A 5,530-nucleotide genomic window follows, 5' to 3' on the forward strand; every position below is an offset into this window, starting at 1 on the left:
CCCTAAATTCCCACCAAGACATTTAGGGGATTTTGGGGGATTTTGGGGGATTTTGCAAAGGTCTCCCACTATATGAATCGTCATTCCCGCGCAGGCGGGAATCTAGGTCTGTCAGTGCGGAAACTTATCGGGTAAAACGGTTTCTTGAGATTTTACGTTCTAGATTCCCACTTTCGTGGGAATGACGGGATGTATAGTGGATTAACAAAAACCAGTACATCGTAGGCTCGCCTTAGCTCAAAGAGAACGATTCTCTAAGGTGCTGAAGCACCAAGTGAATCGGTTCCGTACTATTTATACTGTCTGCGGCTCGTCGCCTTGTCCTGATTTTTGTTAATTCACTATAAAAACGGGTTGATATTATCTGTGCATATTAATATAATGATAATTATTATTAATCAAATAGAGGAAAAGTAGGGATGTGTAAGCCGAATTATGGCGGCATTGTCTTGTTGCCCTTACTTTTGGCATCTTGTATCGGCGGCAATTTCGGCGTGCAGCCTGTTGTCGAATCAACGCCGACCGCGCAAACCCCGTCAGATTCCAAACCTTCCAAGCCTGAGGATATTCCTGCTCCGGCTCCTGCCAAACCTTCTATAGAAACCACGCCGGTCAACCAGCCCGCCGTCGGTGCGGCAATGCGGTTGCCAAGGCGGAATATTGCTTTTTATAACAAAGACGGTACGGAAATTCCCGATAAGCATCAGGCAGAGGAGTATCTGCCGCTTAAAGAGGAGGATATCCTGTTTTTAGACGGTACGCCGCAAGAACAGGTCGACAAACTTAAAAAGGAAATCAAAGGACGGCATCCTAATGCACAAATCTACACGTCCGATTCAAAAGATGCTGTGTATCAATATAAATATGTCCGGGCCGGATATGTTTATACTCAAACAGGAGAAGACGAAATCAAACAGAACTCAGGTGGTAAGCGGTTTACCCACCGGTTTGGTTATGACGGGTTTGTATATTATTCCGGAGAACATCCCTCCCAATCTTTACCGAGCGCGGGAACGGTGAAATATTCCGGTAACTGGCAATATATGACCGATGCCAAACGTCATCGGACAGGTCAGGCGGTTGCCAGTGAGAATTTGGGTTATAACACATATTATGGTAATAATATTGGTGCAACTTCTTATGCGGCTAGGGATGCCGACGACAGGGAAAAACATCCTGCCGAATATACGGTTAATTTCGACAAAAAAAACCTGGAAGGTAAGTTGATTAAAAATCAGTATGTGCAAAATAAGAATAATCCAGATGAACCTAAAAAGCCGCTGATCATTTACAACATTACTGCAAAATTGGACGGCAACCGCTTTATCGGCAGTGCCAAGGTCAATCCTGATTTAGCGGAAAAACATGCCGGTAAGGAGCATTTGTTTTTCCATGCCGATGCCGATCAGCGGCTTGAGGGCGGTTTTTTCGGTGATAACGGAGAAGAGCTTGCCGGACGGTTTATCAGCAACGACAAAAGCGTATTCGGCGTATTCGCAGGCAAACAAAATAGCTCCGTGCCGTCTGAAACGCATACCAAAATCTTGGATTCGCTGAAAATTGCCGCCGACGAAGCTGCCGATCCTAAGGCACGTCCGTTTATTGCCGAGCCTATGCCCGACTTTGCCCATCCTGACAAACTCCTTGTCGAAGGGCGTGAAATCTCCTTGGTCAAAGATACTCAAACCATCGTTCTTGCCGACGGCAGGAAAACGACAATCCGAACCTGCTGCGATTTTCTGAACTATGTGAAAATCGGACGGATGCAAACCGACCGTCCCGTCGTCAAACCGACTGCAACAGAGGACGAAGATTCCGATCATGAAGGCGCGGGACCTGATGATGAAAATGAAAGTTTAGAGCCTGAAGACGGTGAAGACGGTTTGGAAAATGATACCGATGACGGTCATGCTTCTTCCGAGTTGCCGGCAGAGGAAGATAACGGGGAAGCAAATACAGCAGGAAAAAATGAAGGAAACAACGCGGAAAGCGTAGGCACGGATGGAAAATCACCTGTCCAACCCGCTTCTGCATACAGGAATATCGACCTTTTCATAAAAGGTATCCGCACTTCCGAGGCAGACATCCCCAAAATTGGGAATGTCCACTATAGAGGTTCATGGGAAGCCCGTATCGGCGCGCCGATCCAATGGGATAACCATGCGGATAAAGCGGCAAAAGCCGAATTCGACGTTAACTTTGCCAACAAGTCCCTTTCCGGCACCCTGATGGAGAAAAATGGTGTAGAACCTGCCTTCTATATTGAAAACGGTATTATTGAGCACAACGGTTTCCATGCAGCAGCACGTACCCGTGATACAGGTATCGACCTGCTTGGCAGGGGTGCAACATCCTCCAAACCGTTTAAAGCCGAGAACCTTCATGTAACAGGGGGCTTTTACGGACCTCATGCATCGGAATTGGGCGGCAGCTTTGCCGAACCCCAACAAAAAATCGGTGTGGTATTTGGTGCGAAGAAAGATGACAAGGAGGCAACACGATGAACAGAAGGCATACATTCCCGCTTACCCTGACCGCCTTGGCCATTGCAGCCGCTTTCCCATCATATGCGGCAAACCCCGAAACAGCGGCATCTGATGCGGCGCAAAGTCAATCATTGAAGGAGATTACCGTCCGTGCCGCCAAAGTGGGACGGCGATCGAAAGAGGCGACCGGTTTGGGCAAAATCGTCAAAACGTCGGAAACGTTGAACAAAGAACAGGTACTCGGTATCCGCGACCTGACGCGCTACGATCCGGGCGTGGCCGTCGTCGAACAAGGTAACGGCGCGAGCGGCGGTTATTCGATACGGGGCGTGGATAAAAACCGTGTGGCGGTTTCGGTCGACGGTGTTGCCCAAATACAGGCGTTTACCGTGCAGGGTGCATTGAGCGGATACGGCGGACGCGGCGGCAGCGGTGCAATCAACGAAATCGAATATGAAAACGTCGGTACGGTAGAAATCGACAAAGGTGCCGGTTCTTCCGATCACGGCAGCGGTGCGCTCGGCGGAGCAGTCTCCCTCCGCACCAAAGAGGCGGCAGACCTGATTTCAGACGGCAAAAGTTGGGGGATACAGGCAAAAACCGCCTACGGCAGTAAAAACCGCCAATTTATGAAGTCGCTCGGCGCGGGTTTCAGTAAGGACGGTTGGGAAGGGCTGTTAATCCGAACCGAACGCCAAGGGCGGGAAACGCGCCCGCACGGCGATATTGCGGACGGGGTGGAATACGGCATAGACCGTTTGGACGCGTTCCGCCAGACATACGATATTCAGAGTCCGAATAAAAAGGCGGAATATTTCCTGGCGGAGGGCGAGAGTGAGCTCAAGCCTGTGGCAAAATTGGCGGGCAACGGGAAATATTTGAAAAACCAGCTCAACCGCTGGGTGGAAGAACGCCGTTCAAAAGGTCAGGCTTTAAACAGTGAAGAAGAAGCGATGGTGCGGGAGGCGCAGGCGCGCCACGAAAACCTGTCCGCCCAATCGTACACAGGCGGCGGCAGGATATTGCCCGATCCGATGGATTACCGCAGCGGTTCGTGGCTTGCCAAGCTGGGCTACCGCTTCGGCGGCAGGCATTATGTCGGCGGCGTGTTTGAGGATACCAAACAGCGTTACGACATCCGCGATATGACGGAAAAACAGTATTACGGTACGGACGAGGCGAAAAAGTTTAGCGACAAGAGCGGGGTGTACGACGGCAACGATTTCCGCGACGGCTTGTATTTTGTGCCGAATATAGAAGCGTGGGATAAAAACAAAGAAAAATGGGTCAAGGGCATAGGTTTGAAATATTCCCGCACCAAATTTATAGATGAACATCACCGCCGCCGCCGTATGGGTTTGCTGTACCGTTATGAAAACGAAGCGTATTCTGACAATTGGGCGGACAAGGCGGTGTTGTCGTTTGACAAACAGGGCGTGGCAACCGACAACAACACGCTGAAGCTGAATTGCGCCGTGTATCCTGCCGTGGACAAATCCTGCCGCGCGTCGGCAGACAAGCCGTATTCCTACGACAGCAGCGACCGTTTCCACTACCGCGAACAGCACAATGTTTTGAATGCCTCGTTTGAGAAGTCGCTGAAAAACAAATGGACGAAACACCATCTGACTTTGGGCTTCGGTTACGATGCTTCCAAAGCGATCTCCCGCCCCGAACAGCTTTCCCACAATGCGGCAAGGATTTCGGAATACTCGGATTACACCGATAAGGGAGACAAGTATCTTTTGGGTAAGCCCGAAGTCGTCGAAGGGTCGGTCTGCGGCTACATCGAAACCCTGCGTTCCCGCAAATGCGTGCCAAGAAAAATCAACGGCAGCAATATCCACATTTCTTTGAACGACCGTTTTTCAATCGGCAAATATTTCGATTTCAGCTTGGGCGGCAGGTACGACCGGCAAAACTTTACCACGTCGGAAGAACTCGTCCGCAGCGGGCGGTATGTTGACCGTTCGTGGAACAGCGGCATCGTGTTCAAACCGAACCGGCATTTTTCTTTGTCTTACCGCGCCTCCAGCGGCTTCAGAACGCCCTCCTTCCAAGAACTTTTCGGGATAGACATTTATCACGATTATCCGAAAGGCTGGCAGCGTCCTGCCCTGAAATCGGAAAAGGCAGCCAACCGCGAAATCGGTTTGCAGTGGAAGGGCGATTTCGGCTTTTTGGAAATCAGCAGCTTCCGCAACCGTTATACCGATATGATTGCCGTTGCCGATCAAAAAACCAAATTGCCGAATCAGGCAGGACAATTGACAGAGATTGATATACGCGATTATTACAATGCCCAAAATATGTCGCTCCAAGGCATCAACATCTTGGGAAAAATCGACTGGAACGGTGTGTATCACAAACTGCCCGAAGGTTTGTACACGACTTTGGCGTACAACCGTATCAAACCGAAATCGGTATCCAACCGGCCGGGACTGTCCCTCCGCAGCTATGCTTTGGATGCGGTACAGCCGTCGCGTTATGTTTTGGGGTTCGGATACGACCAGCCCGAGGGGAAATGGGGCGCAAACATTATGCTGACCTATTCCAAAGGGAAAAACCCTGATGAACTTGCTTATCTGGCAGGCGATCAAAAACGATATTCGGCAAAAAGAGCGTCGTCTGCTTGGTCGACGGCAGATGTTTCCGCCTATCTTAATCTGAAAAAACGGCTGACCTTGAGGGCGGCTATCTACAATATCGGCAACTACCGCTACGTTACTTGGGAATCCTTGCGCCAGACTGCGGAAAGCACGGCAAACCGGCACGGCGGCGACAGTAACTATGGAAGGTATGCCGCACCGGGCAGGAACTTCAGCCTCGCGCTTGAAATGAAGTTTTAAAGGAAATACCGTCTGAAAGCTTGATCTGCACCCCAAAAGTCGGACTAAACCGCCAACTGATTAAGGTGCAGGTTTTTTTTGAGGTTTAGGGTAACTTCTAAACCGTCATTCCGGGAATCTGGACATTCAATGCTAAGGCAGTTTGAGACCTTTACAAAATCCCCCAAAATCCCCTAAATTACCACCAAGACATTT

The 5,530-nt window shown here is 50.0% G+C and carries 2 protein-coding genes; both read left to right on the forward strand.

Translation table 11 applies throughout. The features are described from left to right. Nucleotides 1-419: 419 nt before the first annotated feature. Nucleotides 420-2,504 carry a transferrin-binding protein-like solute binding protein gene (locus HMPREF2608_RS03055; RefSeq protein WP_049328591.1) on the forward strand — a complete coding sequence of 695 codons (2,085 nt, stop codon included), beginning with the start codon at nt 420-422 and terminating at the stop codon, nt 2,502-2,504. Beyond that, the gene (locus tag HMPREF2608_RS03060) at nt 2,501-5,335 is read left to right on the forward strand and encodes a lactoferrin/transferrin family TonB-dependent receptor (RefSeq protein ID WP_060975174.1); all 2,835 of its coding nucleotides are present in this window, start codon (nt 2,501-2,503) and stop codon (nt 5,333-5,335) included. The genes HMPREF2608_RS03055 and HMPREF2608_RS03060 overlap by 4 nt, the downstream gene beginning before the upstream one ends. Nucleotides 5,336-5,530 lie beyond the last annotated feature (195 nt).

The organism is Neisseria sp. HMSC064D07, from assembly GCF_001837185.1.
Taxonomy (GTDB): Bacteria; Pseudomonadota; Gammaproteobacteria; order Burkholderiales; family Neisseriaceae; genus Neisseria; species Neisseria flavescens_C.

What these genes read in the sequence shown, in the direction of transcription:
- HMPREF2608_RS03055 (WP_049328591.1), top strand. Translation starts at nt 420, where the DNA reads ATGTGTAAGCCGAATTATGGCGGCATTGTCTTGTTGCCCTTACTTTTG.
- HMPREF2608_RS03060 (WP_060975174.1), top strand. Translation starts at nt 2,501, where the DNA reads ATGAACAGAAGGCATACATTCCCGCTTACCCTGACCGCCTTGGCCATT.